Origin of the sequence: Rothia sp. HMSC075F09 (assembly GCF_001810515.1) — a bacterium.
In the GTDB taxonomy this organism is placed as follows: Bacteria; Actinomycetota; Actinomycetes; order Actinomycetales; family Micrococcaceae; genus Rothia.
Genome location: NZ_KV801767.1, coordinates 28,536 through 48,954, shown reverse-complemented (window position 1 = coordinate 48,954; position 20,419 = coordinate 28,536). Strand labels below are relative to the sequence as shown.

18 protein-coding genes are annotated in these 20,419 nt (G+C 58.3%); 3 read left to right on the top strand and 15 right to left on the bottom strand.

The window, feature by feature from the left end; genetic code table 11:
• Nucleotides 1-453: 453 nt before the first annotated feature.
• The 9 genes from rlmB to HMPREF2749_RS00725 form a co-directional block, all read right to left on the bottom strand.
• A complete protein-coding gene (gene rlmB / locus HMPREF2749_RS00765) occupies nucleotides 454-1,440 on the bottom strand; it encodes a 23S rRNA (guanosine(2251)-2'-O)-methyltransferase RlmB (protein ID WP_070593018.1) in 987 nt (328 codons plus the stop codon).
• A gap of 95 nt (nucleotides 1,441-1,535) precedes the next feature.
• Complete coding sequence (cysS, locus tag HMPREF2749_RS00760; RefSeq protein ID WP_049358237.1) at nucleotides 1,536-2,954, bottom strand: cysteine--tRNA ligase; 1,419 nt, start codon at nucleotides 2,952-2,954, stop codon at nucleotides 1,536-1,538.
• An 82-nt stretch (nucleotides 2,955-3,036) separates the two neighbouring features.
• Nucleotides 3,037-3,519: a 2-C-methyl-D-erythritol 2,4-cyclodiphosphate synthase gene (ispF, locus tag HMPREF2749_RS00755; RefSeq protein ID WP_005509302.1), complete on the bottom strand. Its 483-nt coding sequence runs from the start codon at nucleotides 3,517-3,519 to the stop codon at nucleotides 3,037-3,039.
• 73 nt (nucleotides 3,520-3,592) lie between these two features.
• Nucleotides 3,593-4,336, bottom strand: a complete 744-nt coding sequence (gene ispD / locus HMPREF2749_RS00750; protein WP_049358236.1) for a 2-C-methyl-D-erythritol 4-phosphate cytidylyltransferase — start codon at nucleotides 4,334-4,336, stop codon at nucleotides 3,593-3,595.
• Between the two features lie 15 nt (nucleotides 4,337-4,351).
• A complete protein-coding gene (locus tag HMPREF2749_RS00745; protein ID WP_005507150.1) occupies nucleotides 4,352-5,035 on the bottom strand; it encodes a response regulator transcription factor in 684 nt (227 codons plus the stop codon).
• Nucleotides 5,036-5,076: 41 nt separating this feature from the next.
• On the bottom strand, nucleotides 5,077-6,219 hold the full coding sequence (locus HMPREF2749_RS00740; protein WP_246823468.1) for a sensor histidine kinase: 1,143 nt from the start codon (nucleotides 6,217-6,219) through the stop codon (nucleotides 5,077-5,079).
• Nucleotides 6,220-6,386: 167 nt separating this feature from the next.
• Nucleotides 6,387-7,124 carry a phosphoglyceromutase gene (locus HMPREF2749_RS00735; protein ID WP_012904159.1) on the bottom strand — a complete coding sequence of 246 codons (738 nt, stop codon included), beginning with the start codon at nucleotides 7,122-7,124 and terminating at the stop codon, nucleotides 6,387-6,389.
• 220 nt (nucleotides 7,125-7,344) lie between these two features.
• Nucleotides 7,345-7,662 carry a DUF2516 family protein gene (locus HMPREF2749_RS00730; RefSeq protein WP_049340347.1) on the bottom strand — a complete coding sequence of 106 codons (318 nt, stop codon included), beginning with the start codon at nucleotides 7,660-7,662 and terminating at the stop codon, nucleotides 7,345-7,347.
• A 48-nt stretch (nucleotides 7,663-7,710) separates the two neighbouring features.
• A complete protein-coding gene (locus HMPREF2749_RS00725) occupies nucleotides 7,711-8,913 on the bottom strand; it encodes a trans-sulfuration enzyme family protein (RefSeq protein WP_049358234.1) in 1,203 nt (400 codons plus the stop codon).
• Between the two features lie 159 nt (nucleotides 8,914-9,072).
• Between HMPREF2749_RS00725 and tmk the strand changes: the two genes are divergently transcribed.
• Nucleotides 9,073-9,789 (top strand): dTMP kinase, encoded by a 717-nt coding sequence (tmk, locus tag HMPREF2749_RS00720; protein ID WP_080976688.1) that lies wholly within the window; start codon nucleotides 9,073-9,075, stop codon nucleotides 9,787-9,789.
• Nucleotides 9,786-10,928, top strand: a complete 1,143-nt coding sequence (locus HMPREF2749_RS00715) for a DNA polymerase III subunit delta' (RefSeq protein WP_049358233.1) — start codon at nucleotides 9,786-9,788, stop codon at nucleotides 10,926-10,928. Before tmk ends, HMPREF2749_RS00715 begins: the two co-directional genes overlap by 4 nt.
• Nucleotides 10,929-11,054: 126 nt before the next feature.
• Here the strand turns inward: HMPREF2749_RS00715 and HMPREF2749_RS00710 are convergent, their stop codons facing one another.
• From HMPREF2749_RS00710 to manA, 3 genes are all read right to left on the bottom strand, one after another.
• Nucleotides 11,055-12,410, bottom strand: a complete 1,356-nt coding sequence (locus tag HMPREF2749_RS00710) for a PFL family protein (protein ID WP_049340341.1) — start codon at nucleotides 12,408-12,410, stop codon at nucleotides 11,055-11,057.
• Between the two features lie 10 nt (nucleotides 12,411-12,420).
• Complete coding sequence (locus tag HMPREF2749_RS00705; protein WP_049340339.1) at nucleotides 12,421-12,690, bottom strand: ACT domain-containing protein; 270 nt, start codon at nucleotides 12,688-12,690, stop codon at nucleotides 12,421-12,423.
• Between the two features lie 333 nt (nucleotides 12,691-13,023).
• A complete protein-coding gene (manA, locus tag HMPREF2749_RS00700; protein WP_070593014.1) occupies nucleotides 13,024-14,211 on the bottom strand; it encodes a mannose-6-phosphate isomerase, class I in 1,188 nt (395 codons plus the stop codon).
• A 137-nt stretch (nucleotides 14,212-14,348) separates the two neighbouring features.
• On the opposite strand from manA, the gene HMPREF2749_RS00695 reads away from it, so the two are divergent.
• Nucleotides 14,349-15,755 (top strand): phosphomannomutase/phosphoglucomutase, encoded by a 1,407-nt coding sequence (locus HMPREF2749_RS00695; RefSeq protein WP_049358231.1) that lies wholly within the window; start codon nucleotides 14,349-14,351, stop codon nucleotides 15,753-15,755.
• A 134-nt stretch (nucleotides 15,756-15,889) separates the two neighbouring features.
• On the opposite strand, the gene HMPREF2749_RS00690 is transcribed toward HMPREF2749_RS00695, so the two are convergent.
• The 3 genes from HMPREF2749_RS00690 to HMPREF2749_RS00680 form a co-directional block, all read right to left on the bottom strand.
• Complete coding sequence (locus HMPREF2749_RS00690) at nucleotides 15,890-17,071, bottom strand: FAD-binding oxidoreductase (protein WP_049346694.1); 1,182 nt, start codon at nucleotides 17,069-17,071, stop codon at nucleotides 15,890-15,892.
• 624 nt (nucleotides 17,072-17,695) lie between these two features.
• The gene (locus tag HMPREF2749_RS00685) at nucleotides 17,696-18,166 is read right to left on the bottom strand and encodes an RrF2 family transcriptional regulator (RefSeq protein ID WP_044150790.1); all 471 of its coding nucleotides are present in this window, start codon (nucleotides 18,164-18,166) and stop codon (nucleotides 17,696-17,698) included.
• A 359-nt stretch (nucleotides 18,167-18,525) separates the two neighbouring features.
• Nucleotides 18,526-20,376, bottom strand: a complete 1,851-nt coding sequence (locus tag HMPREF2749_RS00680; protein WP_044150793.1) for a phosphoenolpyruvate carboxykinase (GTP) — start codon at nucleotides 20,374-20,376, stop codon at nucleotides 18,526-18,528.
• Nucleotides 20,377-20,419 lie beyond the last annotated feature (43 nt).

The window sequence follows — 20,419 nt, the reverse complement described above, 5'->3', positions numbered from 1 at the left end:
GCAACCCGAAAATGGGTGAAGTAGAGCACAAATACGGGGGTTTAGGTTCATCCTGACCTAAACAGAACAGCAAAACCCCTAGTCAACGCAGGATAAGCCTCCCGAAAGTTCTTCAAAAAAAGTTTAAAAACCTTCAAAAGACCTCGAAAACCTGCAGAAGCTCCCTATAGAGCCCATATAGAAGGGCAGAAGAGCCCCTCAGCATCAAGAAGATAGGAAGAGAAGACGGGAAGAAAAGATGGGAAGAGGGGCTCCGCCCCTCCCCCATCTCTGTATTTCATACCGCCGTATTTCTGTACCGCTGCACTCCCCCGTTCTGCACCTCCCTATATATGAGCACCTACATATGGGGAGAGCGCAGAAGAGCACAGAAAAGGAGGGCACCCCCTCACGGGGGCGCCCTCCTTATTCATGCTACAGAGCTACATGCCGTAGCCCGCTAGCTTCAAAACTCTAGTTTGCGGTAGCGCGACGACGAGAAACATCGTACAGAGTAATGCCCACAGCCATCGCCGCGTTCAAAGATTCCATCGCCGAGTCAATCGGAATCGACACAATCTGATCGCAGTTCTCAGTCACCAGGCGGGACAGACCCTTACCCTCAGAACCAACCACCACGCACAGCGGCTCATTCGCAAGCTCCAGAGCCGGCAACTCAATATCGCCACCGCCATCCAGGCCAATCACGAAAATACCCTGTTCCTTAGCCTGCTGAATCACACGAGTCAGGTTAGTCGCCATCGCAACGGGAATACGAGCAGCCGCACCGGCACTAGTCTTCCACGCACCAGCAGTCACAGCAGCCGAACGACGCTCAGGAATAATCACGCCATCACCGCTGAACGCGGACACACTACGAATAATCGCACCCAGGTTACGCGGATCAGTAATACCGTCCAGCGCAACAAACAGCGGCGGAGTCGACAGCTTACCCGAGTGCCAACGCTCCATAGTATCCAGCACCAGGTCAGTAGCATCCGGGTACTTGTACGGAGGAATCTGCATCGCCACACCCTGGTGCACCGCACCATCAGTCAGGCGATCCAGCTCGCTACGCGGAATCTCCAGCATCGGGATATTGCGCTTATTCGCAATAGTCATAATCTCGCGGACGCGGTCATCCACCTCAATGCGGCTCATAATGTACAGGTGCTTCGAGGGAATCTCAGTACGCAGAGCCTCCAGCACCGCGTTACGACCAGTGACCAGCTCATCGCTAGCACGCTTACCGCCCAGACGAGTCTGGAACTTACGGTTCGTACCGGTTGCAGCACGGCGCTCAGCCGCGCGCTTCATCTTATACGCCTTGTGATAAACGCGGTCCTCAGCCTTCGGAGTAGGACCCTTACCCTCAAGCGCCTTACGACCGTGACCACCAGTGCCCTTAGTAGCACCCTTCTTCTTGCTGGTAGCGCCCGGGCGCGAACCTGCCTTAGCCATTCTTCTCTTCCTTCGTCAAAGTAATGAATACGAGTCTACGCGAGAGAAACCCGCTCGACCTAAGCCTTACGCACAAACGCGGGGCACATCACCCTCTAGCCAACGCTCCAGCTCGAACCATTCGCGCCATCCTTCACCTGCACACCAGCAGACGCCAACAGATCACGCATCGCATCAGCCTTCGCCCAATCCTTCTGAGCACGAGCATCAGCACGCTCCGCCAACACAGCCTGAATCAGCGCATCCAAAGCCTCATGCTCAGCACCCGAAGTGCCCTCAGCATTAAAGCTCATCAGCTGCGCCAGACCCAGCACCTCAGCCATAGCCATCACAGCATTAGCCGCCTCCGAAGCGTCCTCACCGGCAGCAAGCGCAGCATTACCCGCACGAGTCTGCTCATGCAGAACCGCCAAAGCACGCGGAATATTCACGTCATCATCCATAGCCTCAGCAAAAGCCTCCGGAACCTCACGACCCGGTTTCAGCACATCCTGAGTTGCAGCAAGGAACGCCTCAACACGCTCAATAGCGGTTGCCGCCTCCTGCAGAGACGACGGACGGTAATCAAGAATCGAACGGTAATGCGCACTACCCAGGTAATAGCGAACCACCAGCGGACGAGCCATCTGCAGCATCTGCGCCGGCGAAATCGTATTACCGATAGACTTCGACATCTTCTCACCCTCATAGGTGACCATGCCGTTATGCATCCAGAAGTTCGCGAAATCATCACCAGCAGCAGTCGACTGCGCCAGCTCATTCTCATGGTGCGGGAAACGCAAATCCAAACCGCCACCGTGAATATCGAAACGCGAACCCAAATACTTACCAGCCATCGCCGAGCACTCCAGATGCCAGCCCGGACGGCCGCGACCCCACGGAGACTCCCACGAAGCAGTCAGCGGCTCACCCTCCTTATAACCCTTCCACAGGGCAAAATCGCGAGGGTCACGCTTACCGCGCGGATCAGCATCCGCAGAATCCTGCATATCCTCAACGCTCTGATTCGTCAGCGCACCATACTTATCCCACGAACGCACATCAAAATACACATCACCAGAATCATCCAGCGCAGGATACGCGTGGCCACGATCAATCAGACGCTGAATCAGAGCAAACATCTCCGGAATATGACCGGTCGCACGCGGCTCATAGGTCGGCGGATCAATACCCAGCGCCGCATACGCCTGAGCAAAAACCTTCTCAAAACGGTACGCGAGCGCCCACCACTGCTCATTCGGGAATTCACCCTCAAAACCGGGCTCCATAGATTCAGCAGACTTCGCCAAAATCTTGTCGTCAATATCAGTAACATTGCGGACCGTCGTCACCTTCAAACCGCGGTAACGCATCCAACGGCTCAACTGGTCAAAAACCAACGCCGAACGGATGTGGCCCAGATGCGGTTCACCCTGCACCGTAGCACCACAATAATAGATACGCGCCTCACCGGGCACGACGGGCTCAAACTCGCGGATAGTCGCGGAAGCTGAATCATAAAAACGCATAGTCACACTCTCATTCTACGGGGTCGGTTCAAACGCCGGGGCGGTAAATCAGCGATAGGTTACAGAATGGCTCGAAGCAACCAAACACCTACGAACGCGGATACACCAGCGCCGTCGCAATAGCAGCCACACCCTCACCGCGGCCCGTCAAACCCAAACCATCAGTAGTCGTCGCAATCACCGTCACCGGGGCACCCGCCGCCTCGCTCAGCACACGGTTCGCCTCATCACGGCGCGGAGAGAACTTCGGGCGGTTACCCACCAGCTGAACGCTCACATTACCAATCTCAAAACCAGCAGCACGCACAATCGCCGCAGCCTCAGAAAGAATACGAACACCAGAAGCGCCCTTCATATCCGGGCGGTCCACACCGAAATTAGAGCCCAAATCCCCCGTGCCGGAGGCGGCAAAAAGAGCGTCCGCAGCAGCATGAGCCACCACATCACCATCAGAATGGCCACTCAAACCACGCTCACCCGGCCAATGCAGACCAGCAATATACAGAGGAGTGCCCTCTTCGCCAAAAGCGTGGACATCAACACCGGTACCAACACGAGGAATAACAGTCATCACAGGACCCTTCAATCGATCAAACATCTTCTCAGCAGCAGTGCCTCCGCAAAAGAGGCGTTAGGCGGCAAGCTTAGGCAGCAGAATCACCAAACAGCGCGCGAGCAACCCGCAAATCCATCGGAGTCGTCACCTTAAACGCATCCGCATCACCGGCAACCGTCAACACCGGCTCACCCGCCGCCTCCATCGCCATCGCATCATCAGTCAACAGCTCAGCCTCCTCAGCAGGCAGGGAACGGCTACGCTCATGTGCCGCCAACAGGGCAGCCACCTCAAAACCCTGAGGAGTCTGCACCGCACGCATCTGCGCACGCGAAGGAGTACCCGTCACCAAACCAGCAGAATCCACAGTCTTCACCGTATCCACCACCGGCAACACAGGAATCACCGCACGCACAACACCCTGCGGGCTCGCAGAACCCAAACCCTCAAGCACGCGGTGATACACCTGCGGCGGAGTAAAAGCACGAGCGCAATCATGAATCAGCACATAATCCACCGGAACCTGCGCATCCTTCAAAGCATCCAACGCCGCAACCACCGAAGCAGTACGCGTATCACCACCGGCAGTAATCAACGCACCGGCACGGCGGGCATCCTCCAAAAGCTCCGGGCAACTCGCCGAACAATCAGCAGGAACAGTCACCACCACATGCTCAGCAACACCCGAAGCGAGCGCACCCTCCAACGCATAATCCAGCAGGGTACGACCATGCACACGCACAGCGGCCTTCGGGATCGGCTCACCCAGGCGAGTACCCGAACCAGCCGCCAAAACAATCACAGCAGTATTCGCCGCAGAAGCAGAACTCATCAGTCTCAAGCCCGCCTACGCCTCGAACTTATAGCCCAAGCCGCGAACCGTCACCACATACTGCGGGGCAGAAGAATCCGGCTCAATCTTCGAACGCAGACGCTTAATGTGCACGTCCAGGGTCTTCGTATCACCCACATAGTCGGCGCCCCACACGCGCTCAATCAACTGGCCACGAGTCATCACACGACCCACATTGCGCAGCAGAATCTCCAGGAGCTCAAACTCCTTCAGCGGCATAGAAATCTCTTCACCATTAACCGTCACCACATGGCGGTCAATGTCCATACGCACCGGGCCGCCCTGCAGCACCGACTCAGTAGCAGAATCAGTCTCCGCCGAACGACGACGCAACACCGCGCGGATACGAGCAATCAACTCACGCGCAGAATACGGCTTCGTCACATAGTCATCAGCGCCCAGCTCCAGACCCAGCACCTTATCCAGCTCAGAATCCTTAGCGGTCAGCATGATAATCGGGACCGAAGACACCTCACGCAGCTTGCGGCACACCTCCATGCCGGACATGCCCGGAAGCATCACATCCAGCAGCACCAAATCTGCGCCCTCGCGGTCAAACACCGGCAGAGCATCCAGACCGTTGTCCACAACAATCGTCTGGAAACCCTCACGACCCAGCAAAAACGCAAGGGGATCCGAGAGGGCCTCTTCGTCCTCAACAATCAGAATTTTAGACATCAATAACTTCCTTCGATTCCATAAAACCTATACCGCTAACACTACACTGCGGCCGGAGGCTCATTCAGCGGCAACGCCAACGTAAACGTCGAACCTTCCTGCGGCATCGACCGAACCGTCACGCTACCACCGTGCTGAGTCATCACATGCTTCACAATGCTCAAGCCCAAACCAGTGCCGCCCGTCTGACGCGAACGAGCCGGATCAACCCGGTAAAAACGCTCAAAAATACGCTTCTGCTCGTCCTCCGGAATACCCACGCCCTGATCAGCAACCTCAACCAGCAGCTGATCAGCCACACGGTGCACCCAAATATCCACCTTCGTATGCTCCGGCGAATAACGCACCGCGTTCTCCACCAGGTTCTGCACAGCAATACCGAGCAGCTCGGCGTCACCGTACACCTCGGGCACCTCCTCGATGCGGGTAGAAATCTGAATGTCCTTCTCCTCCGCCACAATATGCGAACGGTCCACCGCATCAGTAACCAAAGAAGGCACCGACACCGGACCACCACGCGCAATCACATCGGTCGACTGCAGACGCGAAAGCTCAATAATGTCACGCACCAGCGCAGACAGGCGGCGCGTCTCCTTATGAAGACGCCCCACAAAATACTCAATCGCCTCCGGGTCATCACTCGCCTGCTCAATAGCCTCAGCCAACAGACTCACCGCACCCACCGGAGTCTTCAACTCATGCGACACATTCGCCACAAAATCATTACGCATACGCTGCACACGAGAAATCTCAGTGCGGTCATCCGCGAGCACCAGAATGTACTCGTCACCCAAAGAAGCCACGCGAACGTCCAGCACCAGCGCCTCACCCTCACCGCGGTCAATCTCAAAAGTACGCTCCGCAAAAATACCGCGATGACGCACCGTGCGAATCATATCCGCCAACTCATCAGAGGCCACCGTATGACCACGCACCAGACCCATCGCATACGCACCAGGAGAAGCCTGAACCACGCCGCCCACCTCATCAATCACCAGATAGGCACGACCAATCACAGCAAGCACCTGAGCGGCACCATCACGCAGCGCCGGCGCCGACACCAAGCTACGCTCCTGCTCCCGCTCACTACGCGCCACCGCGTTCATGCTCAGGACGCCCACCAGCAGACCTATCATGCCCGCAATAAAGGCGATCAGACCGGCATCCATGTACTTCCCTTCCATTCGGGTACCCCATAAGTATAAATGTGGCCGATACCCAGCACTTGGGCGAACGCCCCTCTTCTCAGACAGGCTCCCCGTGCAGAAACCCTGCAGAGAACGCAATGAGCCGCCCACCTCAACGGTGGACGGCTCATCACAATGACAGGGGTGAAACCCTGCCGGAGGTATTACTTGCCCTGGTTTGCTACGGCAGCAATAGCGTCCTTAGCAGCCTCGGGGTCCAGGTACTCGCCAGCCTTGACGGGCTGGAAGTTCTCATCCAGCTCGTAGTACAGCGGAATACCGGTGGGGATGTTCAGACCAGCAATGTCCTCATCGGAAATACCCTCGAGGTGCTTAACCAGCGAACGCAGGGAGTTACCGTGTGCAGCAACCAGAACGGTCTTACCTGCTGCGAGGTCGGGCTTGATGTCCGACTCCCAGTAGGGAAGCATACGGCCCAGAACGTCCTTCAGGCACTCGGTGCGGGGAGCGTTCTCAACATCCGCGTAGCGGGGGTCGTTTGCCTGCGAGTAGGGGTCGTTGTCGTCCAGCGGGGGCGGCGGAACGTCGTAGGAACGACGCCAAGTCATGAACTTCTCGTCGCCGTATTCCTCGCGGATCTCGGACTTGTTCTTACCCTGCAGAGCACCGTAGTGACGCTCGTTCAGGCGCCAGGTGCGCTTGACGGGAATCCACAGACGGTCTGCTGCATCCAGTGCAAGGTTTGCGGTGTTGATTGCGCGACGCTGCAGGGAGGTGTGAACAACATCGGGGAGGATGTTGCGCTCTGCCAGCAGCTCGCCGCCGCGCTTAGCCTCAGCGCGGCCCTTATCGGTCAGGTTAACGTCCACCCAGCCGGTGAACAGGTTCTTCTCGTTCCACTCGGACTGGCCGTGGCGCAGGAGTACTAGTTTGTAAGTCATACCTCTATTTTTTCATTTACCCGCCGGTTTGTCATGCCTTAGAGCCTAGAAAATATGCATTCTCCCAAAAATTTATAAGGGTCTTTTCCACCAGAACGAAAGGCTCAAAAACCCCGCCAGAAAAGGGAAAAGCCCCGCACACCATCCGACCGGGACAAACCCGTCAGACAGCGCACGAGGCTTCACCATCTATCGCACAAAGCGAGCGCAAAAGCTAACGCTAGAAACGGCGGCGACCCACCGAAGGCCACACACCAGCCAGGAACACGCAGCTAATCACAGCAGCAATCAGCTGAAGAATCAGCACGCTATTACCGCCGCCAGTCACCGCAGCAAAAACGCTAAACAGCGACACCGCAGCGGAACCACCGGTCAAAGCCAGCCACGTGTTCTTCGGGCGCTTACCAGCAAAATCGTAAGCGTTAGCCGGAGACGACCACGCACGAACAAAAGCCAGCACACCAACCACAGCGCCGGCAACAGCCAGTAGCACATCGATAAGAGTGGTCACATAGATGACCAACAGAATAGGAGACATAGTATTCCTTAGAATCAGCAGCTTCTCTAGACAACCCTAGCAAAGTGCCTAGCGGACAGCCTTAAAGGCCTCAACCAAGTCATTGTAAAGGTCATCCACGTTCTCAATACCCACCGACAGGCGCAGCAGAGACTCCGGAATCGAATCCGGCTCGTTACCGTGGCGACGACGACGCTCCACGAGAGACTCCACGCCGCCCAGAGAGGTTGCCGGGGTCCACAGCTTCAACGCCTCCACGACGTTACGGGCACCAGCCGCATCGGTATCCAGGGTGACGCACAAAATCGCACCGAAACCGTCCATCTGCTTCTTCGCAACCTCATGGCCGCGGTCGCTCTCCAGACCCGGGTAACGCACCTCTGTCACGAAGGGGTGCTCGCTCAGACGCTCCGCCAGCACCTGTGCGTTCTGCACAGCACGTTCCACGCGCAGTGCCAGGGTGCGCAGGCCGCGCAGACCAAGCCACGCCTCCACGGGGCCGGGGATTGCGCCATTGGTGATGCGGTGGTGCAGCATAGCCTTGTACAGTTCCTCATTCGAGGTGAGGGTCATGCCCAGCAGAACATCAGAGTGACCCGCCAGGAACTTCGTTGCGGAGTGAACCACAACGTCAGCACCCAAATCCAGGGGACGCTGCAGAATAGGGGTCGCGAAGGTGTTATCCACCGCGGTCACAATGCCCAGGCGGCGAGCAGCAGAAAGCAGGGCAGGCAGGTCAGCGACCTCAAGCATCGGGTTCGTGGGGCTTTCCAGCCACGCCAGGACCTTCGGTGCCGAGTAGTTCACGTTCTCGGGAGTCACGCCGGTGCGGGATGCGGCATCCTCCATAGCGGCGATAACGCTCTCGGTGTCTTCAATGTCCACGCGAACAAGCTCAATGATGCCGCGGCGTTCCAAATCCTTGCACAGGGTCACCGACGCCATGTATGCGTGCTTAGGAATCAGAACGATGGAACCAACCGGCACCAGGTCGATGACAGCAGCGACAGCAGCCATACCGGAGGGGAACAGCAGACCGGGCTGGGTAGCGTTCTCCAGCTTTGCCACAACCTCTTCCATGCCCTCCCAGGTGGGGTTCGAGAAGCGGGCGTACACGCGGTCCTGCTCAATATTGACGGCGTCCACACCGCGGTAGGTGGAAGAAAGAACGATCGGAGGGTTCACCGGCGCATCATGCTCGTGTGCCGGGCGGCCGCCAGAGACGACGAAGGTCTCTGCGGAGTAATTCATGTCGTGGTTATCTGCACTCATGTCTTTAAGCCTGGCACACCCTGGCATAGAACGCACGTCCGTACGAGTGATAGCACACAGGATTTACATGTTTTTTACCTTTATGCGCGCTCAACCCCACGCGGAGGTATCACCAAAACCGCACCGGTGCTGCTAAGAGACCCGGTACCCTTAAGGGTGATGGATACTCTCAGCTACACCCCCGATGCACAGAATCTTCCCGCTGACCCGACCGGTCGCCGCGGGCTTTTTATCGTGGTCGAAGGAGGCGACGGTGCCGGCAAAACCACCCAGCTCGCCCTGCTGAATGAAGCGCTCAGCGCCCGCGGATACCGTGTCATCACCACCCGCGAACCCGGCGGCACCGAGATTGGTGAGAAGCTTCGCGCCCTCGTCCTGGAAGCAGGTCAGGGCACCATTGATGACCGCACCGAGGCGCTGATTTTTGCGGCGTCCCGCGCGGCTCACGCCTCCCAACTGATTCGCCCCGCGCTCGCTGAGGGCGCCATCGTGCTCAGTGACCGCTATATTGATTCTTCCGCCGCGTACCAGGGTGTCGGCCGTGATTTGGGTATTGAAACCATCGTCGATTTGAGCCGCTGGGCTACCGCCGACCTGGTTCCTGACGCGACCCTTTTGCTGAGTGTGCCGCTGAGCGCCGAGCAGGAGCGCATGGACCAGCGCGGCACCGTCGACCGTATTGAGGCTGAAGGCGCGGCGTTCAAGGCCCGCATTCACGGTGCGTTCGAGCAGATTGCCCGCGAGGACGCTAACGGCTCGCACCGCATCATTGATGGTGTGGGCACGATTGAGCAGGTGCACGCGCGCGTGCTCGAGGTGATTGAGCCTCTGCTTGCCGCCCGCGAACTGGTCCGCACCGGTCAGGAGGACTCATGAGTCTCTGGGATACCCTACTGATTCCTGCCGATAAGCTCCAGCAGCTACGTACGGATGCCGCTGCCGACCGCCCCACGCACGCTTGGCTTTTCACGGGTGCGACCGGTGCGCCTCACCGTGAGGCGGCAAAAATTTTCGCTGCCGCGCTGCTGTGCGAACAGCCCGACCCGCAGAACCGCGGATGCGGTCAGTGCAAGGGCTGCGTGACCGTCATGAACGGTTCGCACGCAGATTTCACGCACTTTAGTACCGAGGCGACGCACATCAGCATTGATGAGGCACGCGAGCTGGTCATGAAGGCTCAGGACCGCCCGACTGTAGGTCGCTGGCGAGTGATTTTGGTCGAAGACACCGAGCGCATGCCGGAGCGTACCTCCAATGTGTTGTTGAAGGCGATTGAGGAGCCGCCGCCGCATACAATTTGGCTGTTGACGGCACCCTCCCCCACCGATGTGCTGGTAACGATTCGTTCACGTTGCCGTCCGGTGCAGTTGCCAGTTCCTACCGATGCGCAGGTGCACGAGTATTTGCTGGCGCACGGTGTGGTGGATCCTTTGGCGCACCGTGCGGCGCGTCTGGCTCTGGGTGATGCGCAGGAGGGGTACCGTTTGGCGACCGATGAGCGGGCGATGGCTCGTCGGGAGTTGATTACCTCCCTGATTCTGAATGTTCGTTCTATTTCTTCGGCTTTCAACGCAGCTGAGAAGCTCACCGACCTTGCCGACCAGGATGCACAGGCTGTCTCCGCTCTCAAGGATGAGCAGGAACGCCAGGAGCTTCTGGCTCTGCTGGGTATTCGCGAGGGTGAGCGTGTTTCTCCGTCCTTGCGAGCGCAGGTTCGCCGTCTGGAGGAGCAGCAGAAGCGCCGCGCTAAGCGCGTTTCCTCCGATACGCTGTTGCGTTCCGTGGCGCAGGTTCAGACGGTTCTGCGTGATGCGTTGACGGTGGCTCTGTCGGCTCAGGCTCCGCTGGTCAATGAGCATTTGCGTGAGCTCCTGGAGGCGTTCTGCACCCGCCGTTCCGCCCAGCAGCTACTGGAGGATGTGCAGGCGGTCGAGCTGACTCTGCGCCGCCTGCGGACGAACGCGAATGCGCGTCTGGCGCTTGAGGCGTTGATGAGCCGTTTCGTGTATCAGTAGCTTCTTGGTAGCTTATACAGCACAAAGGGGTACAGCACAAAGGGGAGGCACCGAAGAGATAATCTTCGGCGCCTCCCCTTTTCTATTGGTTCTCAGCGCCCCTAGAGCTTAGTTGTGGGCTCGAGCTTAGTTGCGGAAACCGTGAACCGGCGACGGAATACGACCGCAGCGGGCGATGAACGCCTCCGCGCTGGGGGTGTGGGTGGGCATGACGGGTGCTCGACCGAGCAGGCCACCAAATTCGACCATGTCGCCTACGCCCAGGCCGACCGCCGGGATGACGCGAACCGCGGTGGTCTTGTGGTTCATCACGCCGATTGCTGCCTCGTCGGCAATCATTGCGGCGAGGGTCGCGGCGGGGGTGTCGCCGGGAACCGCGACCATGTCCAGGCCCACCGAGCAGATGGCGGTCATCGCTTCAAGCTTATCGAGGCTGATGTGTCCGGCGGCTGCGGATTCAATCATGCCGATGTCCTCAGAGATCGGGATGAAGGACCCGGAGAGGCCGCCGACATTTGAGCACGCCATGAGGCCACCCTTCTTCACCGCGTCGTTGAGCAACGCGAGTGCCGCAACGGTACCGTGGGTACCGACGGTTTCCAGACCCATTTCCTCGAGGATGTGTGCGACCGAGTCGCCAATCTCTGCGGTGGGCGCCAGGGAGAGGTCGATAATGTTGAACTGCACGCCAAGGCGTTCAGCGGCGAGGGTACCGACCAGCTGGCCAACGCGGGTAATCTTGAAGGCTGCCTTCTTGATTTCTTCTGCACAAGTGTCGAAGGATTCGCCGCGGACCTTCTGCAGGGCGCGGTGTACCACGCCGGGGCCGGAGACACCCACGGAGATGGTGGTGTCTGCCTCCTGAACACCGTGGAATGCGCCCGCCATGAAGGGGTTGTCGCTGACGGCGTTCGCGAAGACGACGAGCTTGGCGCAGCCGAAGCCGTGTGCATCCGCGGTCAGGTCTGCGGTGGCGCGGATGGTCTCGCCCATGAGCTTGACTGCGCTCATGTTAATGCCGGCTCGGGAGGATCCGATGTCTACGGAGGAGCAGACCACGTCGGTTTCTGCGAGCGCTCGCGGGATGGAGCGAATCAGCTTCTCGTCGGCGGGGGTCATGCCCTTATCGACGAGGGCGCTGAAGCCGCCGACGAAGTTCACGCCGACTGCCTTCGCAGCTGCGTCGAGGGTACGAGCGAACTCTACATAGTCCTCGTCGCCGGAGGCGCCTGCCACCAGCGCGATGGGGGTGACGGCGATGCGCTTGTTGACGATCGGGATGCCGAGCTCAGCTTCGATACCTTCGCAGACGCTGACGAGGTTTGCGGCGCGGTTGGTGATCTTGTCGTAGATTTTGCGGCGGGCTACTTCGCCGTCGGAGTCGGCGCAGTCGAGCAGGGAGATGCCCATGGTGACGGTGCGAATGTCGAGCTTCTGCTCCTCGATCATTCGGATGGTTTCTAGAATATTGGTGTTGCGCATCAGTGGAGCCCTAGATGGCGTGCATTGCTTTGAAGATGGATTCTGCCTGGATGCGAATCTGCACCTTCTGTTCGTGTTCGACACCGATCATGGCTTCCTGCAGATCGATGAGGTTCTGCTGCGCTTCGTCGAAGGAGCAGTGCATGATCATGGTGAAGTATTCGCCCATGATGGTCTGGGAGACGTCGAGGACGTTGACCTTACGCTCGGCGAGGGTTGCGGTCACGGCAGCGATGATGCCTTCGTGGTCGATGCCTGTGACGGTGAGGATGATCTTCACAGTGTTCTCCTAGCAGTTTGGGGCTGCGTACCTGAGGAAGAGGTGCATAAAGGCACAGGTATACGCATATTTATAAGACCAATTATAGGTTACTCAGAACACATTCTGTAGGCTCAACGCTAAAAGTCCTTCCCCCTGAACATCGAGGGAATAAAAAATCCACGTCCCCTCACCTTATTCAAAGGTACGAAAGAACGTGGATTCTTTATTCGCGTCATGAGCGGAGCAATCTCTTTTGAATGCTCCATTTATCTGTCTGGATTTGAGTGTCTAGAGACATTTCCCAGATGTAACGCCCAGACGTAACACCCAGACGCAACGTAGAGGTAAGACCTAGACGTAAGAAGCGATGTACAGCTCACCGCTGCCGCTCAGGGTTGCCACCGAGGGCTCACCCACGTGCAACACCGACTCGGTAGCACCCAGTACGAATTCCTCGGTGCCGTTGCCGTCCGCTGCGTGAATGGTGATTTCGCCGGATACGCTCAGTGCGGCACTAATACCCTCGAAGGTGTACTCCTGCGGCTTGCCCTCTTCAACACGGATGCGGGTCACGCTCATGCGCTCATCCCACATGGCGTAGGTGCCAACGGGTGCGTTCTCGGGGGTGGGGCGCTGGATGACGGGGGCGTCCTGGCTTTCACCGAGAACCTTAATGAGCTCCTCAGTATCGATGTGCTTCGCGGTCAGACCCGCGCGCATCACGTTATCGGAGGGGTTCATCAACTCAATAGCGGTACCGGAGACGTAAGCGTGCACCTGACCGTCGGGGGTAAAGGCGGATTCACCCGGTGCCAGGTGTACCAGGTTCATGACGAATGCTACGAGCAGACCGCGGTCGCCGGGGTACTTGCCGGCAACAATCTGCACGAGCTCCGCGGCATCAGCAATAGCAGCGTTTTCGGAGTCGGTCAGCTGTGCTGCCGCCTCGACAAGCTGCTCAACAGCCGCGGTGGCGGTCTCTTCGGGCATGCGAATGATCTCGGTCAGCAGCTGCTTGGGGGTAAGTTCCACGCGCTCTGCCAGCCAGCCAGCCTTGAACGCCTCGGCAAGCTCTGCCAGCTGCGCGGAGGTGCGCACACCGGTGAGCACACGCATCGGGGTCAGCGCAATAACGGTTTCGGGCTTGGAGTAGCGATCCTTGTAGTTGCGGTGCGGTGCATCACTCGCGATGCCGCGTGCCTGCTCGTCCTCGAAGCCAGCAATAGCCTGCTCGGGGGTGGGGTGCACCTGAATCGACAGGGGTGCATCAATCGCAAGGATCTTAAAGAGGAAAGGGAACCAGTCGGAGGTACGGTCCGGGCGCAGGAAACGGGAGGGCTCAGCCTGAATCAGTTCGTTGAGCGGGGACTCGGTGCCGTCAACGGTTGCGCGGGAGGGAGCAGCCGGATGCGCACCAACCCACACCTCAGCCTCGGGCTGCTCGGTGGGTACGGGCACGCCACGCATGCGTCCGAGAATTTCGCGGGAACCCCACGCATAATTCTGAATCTGGTTTTTTAGGGAAAAAATCTCACCCATGGGGGGAAATACCTCTCGACGTGAGTTGTCTGGAGTAAGTGACGTGATAAAAAACCCATACATTCAGCGGAATTTATAAGGTTTTACCTGCCCATTATAGAGGCTAGTTGCACTTCTTTACCGCTAAAATAAAAGGCGTGACTACTATTAATCTACATGACTCATTCAAAGCGTACGACGTGCGTGGCATCGTCGGCGAAACCATTACCGCAGAGACTGTTCGCGCTACTGGCGCGGCTTTCGTAGACGTTCTGGGCCTGGAGGGCCAGACTATCCTGGTCGGCGGCGACATGCGCCCCTCCTCCCCCGAATTCATGGATGCATTCGCCCAGGGTGCAACCGCTCGCGGTGCAAATGTTGAGAAGATCGGTCTGATCTCCACTGACGTTCTGTACTTCGCATGTGGCGTTGAGAACGCTGCCGGTGTTACCTTCACCGCTAGCCACAACCCCGCAGAGTACAACGGCATGAAGATGGCTAAGGCTGGCGCTGTTCCGCTGTCTTCCGAGTCCGGTCTGTTCGACATCCGTGACCTGGCTCAGAAGTACCTGGATTCGGGCGAGATTCCTTCGGTTGAGAAGGTCGGCACCGTTTCTGAGAAGGACATCCTCAAGCCCTACGCAGAGTACCTGCGCAAGCTGGTTGACCTGTCTTCCATCCGCCCCCTGAAGGTTGTTGTTGACGCTGGTAACGGCATGGGTGGTATGACCACTCCCGCTGTTCTGGGCGACACCATCCTGCCGGGCCTGCCCCTGGAAATCGTTCCGCTGTACTTCGAGCTGGACGGCACCTTCCCGAACCACCCCGCTAACCCGCTGGAGCCGGCTAACCTGGTTGACCTGCAGAAGGCTGTTGTTGAGCACGGTGCTGACATTGGTCTGGCATTTGACGGTGACGCTGACCGTTGCTTCGTCATCGACGAGAAGGGTGAGCCCGTCACTCCTTCGGCTGTGACCGCTCTGGTTGCTGAGCGCGAGATTGCTCGTGCAAAGGCTGAGGGTAACGAAGAGCCCGTCATCATCTACAACCTGATCACCTCGAAGGCTGTTCCCGAGCTGGTTGAGAAGCTGGGCGGCCGCGCAGTGAAGACCCGCGTGGGCCACTCCTTCATCAAGGCTGTTATGGCCAAGGAGAACGGCGTGTTCGGTGGCGAGCACTCCGCTCACTACTACTTCAAGGACTTCTTCAACGCAGACACCGGTATGCTCGCTGCAATGCACGTGCTGGCTGCTCTGGGTGGTAGCGATGAGCCTCTCTCCGAGATCAGCGCGAAGTACTCCCCGTACGTTGCTTCCGGTGAGATTAACTCCGAGATTGAAGACAAGGCTGCCGCTGTGGACCGCGTGCGTGCACACTACGCTAACGCTCCCGTGGTTGTTGAGGACTCCGACGGCACCACCTTCACCAACACCGAAGAGGGTTGGTGGGTTAACCTGCGTCCTTCGAACACCGAGCCTTTCCTTCGCCTGAACCTTGAGGCACCGGATGTTGCGACTATGGAGCGCGTCCGCGACGAGGTTCTGGCTCTGGTTCGCCAGGCCTAGTCTTTCGTAGACATTCTCTCTTCTGCTCTTTGAGCAGTTGAAATATAAAGATCCCGCCCGCAGATTGTTTCTGCGGGCGGGATCTTTTTATTAAGTTCCAAGAAACCTAGCGGACGAGCCGGCTTACGGGGTTTTTACGCCTCGCGTGCCTGGTCGTGGAGCATCCACTGGTCCGGGCCGAAGATTTCGTAGTTGATGTTCTTGCCGGGAACGCCTGCCTCCACCAGTGCGGAGCGTACGCCCTGCATGAAGGGCAGCGGGCCACAGAGGTAGACGTTAGCGTTGGCGGGAACATCCAGCTTGGAGACGTCGACGCGACCGGTGAAGTCGCCGCCTTCGCCCTCGATGAAGGAGACGAGGCGTGCGTTGGGCAGCTTGCCGACGAGCTCGGTGAGCTCTTCGCGCAGGGGCCAGGTGTCCAGGCGGCGGTCTGCGTGGACCACGGTCACGGGGCGCTCGGAGCCCTTCTCAACCAGCTCGGAGAGGAAGCTGAGCATGGGGGTGGTGCCAATACCTGCGGAGAAGAGGTACAGGGGCGCCTCAGGGTCGCCAAAGCCTTCCAGAGTCAGGTCACCGTAGGGGTTGGAGATTTCGACGACTGCGCCGACTTCCAGCTCGTGCAGGATGGAGGTCATCTCGCCGTTGGGGTCGAGCTTCACAGCGATGCGGCGCTGGTTCTTTTCGCTGGGCAGCAGGGTGTACTGGCGTGCCTGGCGCAGGCCGTCACGTGCGGGAACGACGATGGAGATGTACTGGCCGCCCTTGGACTCGGTCATGGGGGTCTCGTCGGCGGGCTCGAAGGTCAGAACTACGACGTTCTCACCGGTCTCCTTGCGGTCAACGAGCTTGAAGGGTGCGAACATGACGTCGTTTGCCTGGGAAGCGTACAGGCCCTTCTCCAGCTTGATGAGGGCGTTGCCCATGAGCCAGTAGACCTCGGTCCATGCCTCAACGATTTCGGGGGTTGCCAGGTCGCCGAGGTTAGCGGCGATTGCCTCGAAGAGGTACTTGTAGACGGTGGGGTACTCTTCTTCCTTCAGGCCCAGGGATGCGTGCTTGTGGGCCACGCGGGAGAGGACCTCGTCCGGGTAGGAGTCCGGGTGCTCGACAATGTAGGAAGCGAATACTGCGATGGAGCCAGCCAGTGCGCGAGGCTGAGTGCCTTCGAGCTGAGAGGAGCGGGAGAACATGCCGTCCATCAGGTCGGGGCGGGCAGCAAACATTCGACGGTAGAAGTCGGGGGTGATGTCGTTGATGCGCTCAGCGATAATGGGCAGCGTTGCCTCAATAATGGGGCGGGACTTCTCAGAGAGCATGTCATGCCTTCTTCCTGTGTGGTCACCTGGTCGTTGTGATGATGCCCTTGATATGTGTGATGCTGGGGCGTTCACTCGGACAGCTCAGTTGGTGACGAAGTGTTTATAAAGCACCCTTACCGTAGCATTTTGCGGGGTGCTTGCGCTGTGTGCAGGTCATGCCCCGAGGGTTATTTGGCGCTACAGATGCTACTTATGGTTCACCCTGACTCAAAGAGAGAGCCGAGCGTCACACTATATATTTTCAGCACTGTTTTTGAGTTCGCCGGGTGACTAGCCCCGAAGTGTGCATAAAAATTCTGGAGCGAAAATATATTTACTAGGGAAAGTATGCAGTGCGGTGCAAAAATGAATATGGTCACATTTTCTGCATTTGAAAAGCAAATTTGCAATATCCTGCATTTACTGCACATTTTCCGGGTTCGTGCAGGTGCCGACAACCGCGCACGCAGAGTCAAAAACACTCCCCCGCGGCCCTCAAAACCCCCACGAAACACCCCCGCGCGAACCGCCTAGCAGCCCCCGCATCAAGCACAGAAACGCCCAAACCTCCGTGTTAAAAACTCTGTGGAGCCTCCCACTGGAAAGCTCCACAGGCATCACGTATCGCTTGAATACTTACGACTAGCGCGCAGGCAACGCATTCTCCGGAGGCCCAAAGCCCAGCTCGACGAACACCGGGCCAACGGGGCGCGCACCGGCAGTCAGTTCGCTAATGATCACCGAATCAACCGATGCATAGAATGCCTCGCGAGCCTTCGCCAGCACATTGCGCAGGCGACAGAACTTATCGAGGGGGCAGTGGCCATTCTCGTCCTCGCACTCAATCATGGGGATATCGCCCTCAGTAGCGCGAAGAATAGTGCCGACGGTCGCAGAACGACCCGCATCCGAAAGCATGACGCCACCGGAACGACCGCGAGTCGAGTCCAGGTAACCCATGTTCACGAGGAAAGCTACAGCCTTCGCCACGTGGTTGTAGGGGGTGTCCACACCTTCAGCGATCTTCTGGGTGGAAAGCTTCTGACCGGGCTCCAGAGCAGACAGGAGCATCAGAACGCGGAGCGAGACATCCGAGAATGCTGTCAAACGCATGGATACTCCTTCTAATCTCTCGTGCCACCACATATCAGTACATGTAGCAGCGGATATGCGCAGCTCGTGAAAGCCATGTGCATTCAAAAATCTTACATTGGAATTGTATAGGGGTGATAAGAGAGGCAAGAAATTATAACCAGCTGCTTCTGTGCCCCAACCACCCCGGCGGGGATTTAAAGTATTTCTCAAGAGCAAGTGGACTGCATAGCCTTACATTCACACCTTTGCGAGAAAACTTATCATTCCCCCCAGCTGACGGGGATTCAAATTTTCCCCAAGCAGAAGGAAGGAGCGGAATCTCATCGGGAGATTCCGCTCCTTCAATGCGCTAAACCTTAGGTATTAGCTGGAGTGTCTTAGCCCTCCAGAGCCTTCGCCAGAGCGTCGCGCTGTTCGCGAACCTCAGCAGGCAGCTTGTCGCCGAACTTCTCGAGCCACTCGTCGATGCTGGGCAGCTCAGCAACCCATTCTTCCTTCGAGACAGCCAGAGCAGCCTTCAGTTCTTCCTCGGAGATTTCCAGACCGGTCAGGTCCAGGTCTTCCTTGGTGGGAACGGTGCCCAGGAAGGTCTCCTGGCCGCCAGCCTTGCCGTCGAGGCGGTCGCAGATCCACTTCACAACGCGAGAGTTCTCGCCGAAGCCGGGCCATGCGAAGCCACCGTCGGGGGTACGGCGGAACCAGTTGACGTAGTAGACCTTCGGCATATTCTCAGCGCCGTGCTTCTTGCCCAGGTCCAGCCAGTGCTTGAAGTAATCACCAGCGTTGTAGCCGATGAAGGGCAGCATTGCCATCGGGTCGCGGCGAATCACACCGACAGCGCCCTTAGCAGCCGCGGTGGTCTCGGAGGAGAGGGTAACTGCGCGGAAGACGCCCTGCTCCCAGCTCTCGGACTCGGAAACCAGGGGGATGGTGGTCTTGCGGCGACCGCCCAGAACGATAGCGCTCAGCGGCACACCCTCGGGGTCGTAGTACTCGGGAGCGAGCATGTCGACCTGGGATGCGGGGGTGCAGAAGCGGGAGTTCGGGTGAGCTGCCGGGCGGCCGGACTCGGGGGTCCAGTCCTGACCGGTCCAGTCAATCAGGTGCTCGGGAGCCTCATCGGTCTTACCCTCCCACCAGACGGAGCCGTCGTCGGTCAGTGCAACGTTGGTGAAGATGGTGTTGCCCTTGGCGATAGCCTTCATAGCGTTCGGGTTGGTGGAGTAACCGGTGCCCGGTGCCACGCCGAACAGGCCAGCCTCGGGGTTGACCACGCGTGCCTGGTGGTTCTCGTCGAACTCGATCCATGCGATGTCGTCGCCGACCATCTCAGCCTTCCAGCCGTCAATGGTGGGTTCCATCATTGCGAAGTTGGTCTTGCCACATGCGGAAGGGAACGCTGCGGAGATGTAGCGAACCTTGCCCTCGGGGTTGGTGACCTTCAGGATGAGCATGTGCTCTGCCATCCAGCCCTCATCGCGACCGATAACGGATGCGATACGCAGTGCGTAGCACTTCTTACCGAGCAGTGCGTTACCGCCGTAGCCGGAGCCGAAGGACCAGATTTCGCGGGTCTCGGGGAACTGGACGATGTACTTCTCGGGGTTGCAAGGCCAGGGAACATCTTCCTGACCGGGCTCCAGGGGTGCACCAACAGAGTGCAGAGCCTTGACGAAGAAGCCGTTGGTCTCGTTCAGCTTGGCAAGAACGTCCTTACCAATGGTTGCCATGATGCGCATGGAGCAGACAACGTATGCGGAGTCGCTGAGCTCAACAGCAATCTTGGGGTTCTTAGCCTTCAGGGAGCCCATGACGAAGGGAATGACGTACAGGGTACGACCGCGCATGGAGCCCTCGAACAGACCGGTCAGGGTCTGCTTCATTTCGACGGGGTCGCGCCAGTTGTTGGTCGGGCCTGCGCCTTCTTCAGTCTCGGAGCAGATGAAGGTGCGCTCCTCGACACGTGCAACGTCGTCGGGATCGGAGAAAGCTGCGTAAGAGTTCGGGAATTCGTGATCGCTGAGGCGAACGAAGGTACCGGCGTCAACCAGTTCCTGTGCCAGGCGGTCATATTCTTCCTGGGAGCCATCGACCCAGTAGATGTGTGCGGGCTGGGTCAGTGCCGCAACCTCGCGAACCCAATCCAGGAGGCCCTGGTGGGTGGTAGGTGCGCTCTGCAGCTCCTTTTCGAGTTCGGCAGAGAGAGTACGAGTTGAGGTGTCAGCCATTGACATTTTCCCCTTCAATCGGTGGCCCGGATACTACATTGAT

Bases quoted from the DNA above. Each gene is read 5' to 3' on its own strand.
- HMPREF2749_RS00740 (WP_246823468.1), bottom strand. From the start codon at position 6,219: ATGGAAGGGAAGTACATGGATGCCGGTCTGATCGCCTTTATTGCGGGC.
- HMPREF2749_RS00730 (WP_049340347.1), bottom strand. From the start codon at position 7,662: ATGTCTCCTATTCTGTTGGTCATCTATGTGACCACTCTTATCGATGTG.
- HMPREF2749_RS00690 (WP_049346694.1), bottom strand. From the start codon at position 17,071: ATGCTCTCTGAGAAGTCCCGCCCCATTATTGAGGCAACGCTGCCCATT.
- HMPREF2749_RS00710 (WP_049340341.1), bottom strand. From the start codon at position 12,410: ATGCGCAACACCAATATTCTAGAAACCATCCGAATGATCGAGGAGCAG.
- rlmB (WP_070593018.1), bottom strand. From the start codon at position 1,440: ATGGCTAAGGCAGGTTCGCGCCCGGGCGCTACCAGCAAGAAGAAGGGT.
- HMPREF2749_RS00735 (WP_012904159.1), bottom strand. From the start codon at position 7,124: ATGACTTACAAACTAGTACTCCTGCGCCACGGCCAGTCCGAGTGGAAC.
- HMPREF2749_RS00680 (WP_044150793.1), bottom strand. From the start codon at position 20,376: ATGGCTGACACCTCAACTCGTACTCTCTCTGCCGAACTCGAAAAGGAG.
- HMPREF2749_RS00715 (WP_049358233.1), top strand. From the start codon at position 9,786: ATGAGTCTCTGGGATACCCTACTGATTCCTGCCGATAAGCTCCAGCAG.
- tmk (WP_080976688.1), top strand. From the start codon at position 9,073: ATGGATACTCTCAGCTACACCCCCGATGCACAGAATCTTCCCGCTGAC.
- manA (WP_070593014.1), bottom strand. From the start codon at position 14,211: ATGGGTGAGATTTTTTCCCTAAAAAACCAGATTCAGAATTATGCGTGG.
- ispF (WP_005509302.1), bottom strand. From the start codon at position 3,519: ATGACTGTTATTCCTCGTGTTGGTACCGGTGTTGATGTCCACGCTTTT.
- ispD (WP_049358236.1), bottom strand. From the start codon at position 4,336: ATGAGTTCTGCTTCTGCGGCGAATACTGCTGTGATTGTTTTGGCGGCT.
- HMPREF2749_RS00745 (WP_005507150.1), bottom strand. From the start codon at position 5,035: ATGTCTAAAATTCTGATTGTTGAGGACGAAGAGGCCCTCTCGGATCCC.
- HMPREF2749_RS00725 (WP_049358234.1), bottom strand. From the start codon at position 8,913: ATGAGTGCAGATAACCACGACATGAATTACTCCGCAGAGACCTTCGTC.
- HMPREF2749_RS00685 (WP_044150790.1), bottom strand. From the start codon at position 18,166: ATGCGTTTGACAGCATTCTCGGATGTCTCGCTCCGCGTTCTGATGCTC.